Source organism: Catenulispora pinistramenti (assembly GCF_018274385.1).
Taxonomy (GTDB): domain Bacteria; phylum Actinomycetota; class Actinomycetes; order Streptomycetales; family Catenulisporaceae; genus Catenulispora; species Catenulispora pinistramenti.
Map to the genome: position 1 here is coordinate 1 of NZ_JAAFYZ010000587.1, position 445 is coordinate 445.

Consider the following 445-nt stretch of genomic DNA (forward strand, 5'->3'; position numbering starts at 1 on the left):
GCTGGCCCTGCTGGGGATAGGGCTGGGCCTGGCCCTGCTGCTGCGGCTGACCCTGCTGGGGGTACGGCTGGCCCTGAGGCTGGCCTTGCTGCTGGCCGAAGGGCTGGCCCTGGCCTTGCGACTGGGCGAAGGGCGCGGGCGGGGTCTGCTGCTGGGGCTGGCCGAAGGGCGATGCGGCTTGCGGCTGCGATGCGCCGAAGGGCTGCTGAGGCTGTCCGCCGAATTGCTGCTGCGCCTGCGGCTGGGCACCCCACGGCTGCTGAGACTGGCCTTGATGCGTCGGCTGGCCTTGATGCGTCTGCTGCTGAGGCTGGTTCTGGGGCGTCGGCTGCTGCTGGTCAGGCGCGTTGACCGCGGCGCTGAAGCCCTTGGGGGGCGTCATCGGCTGCTGGAGGTGCGGCGGGATCGGCGGGGCGTGGGTGACCGGCTTGGGGGCCGGGTCGGC

General features: G+C 73.3%; 1 protein-coding gene. It reads left to right on the plus strand.

Features of this window, described 5'->3' with window-relative positions:
• The coding region (locus KGQ19_RS48890) for a hypothetical protein (RefSeq protein ID WP_212022516.1) at positions 1–445 on the plus strand (445 nt) is incomplete at both ends.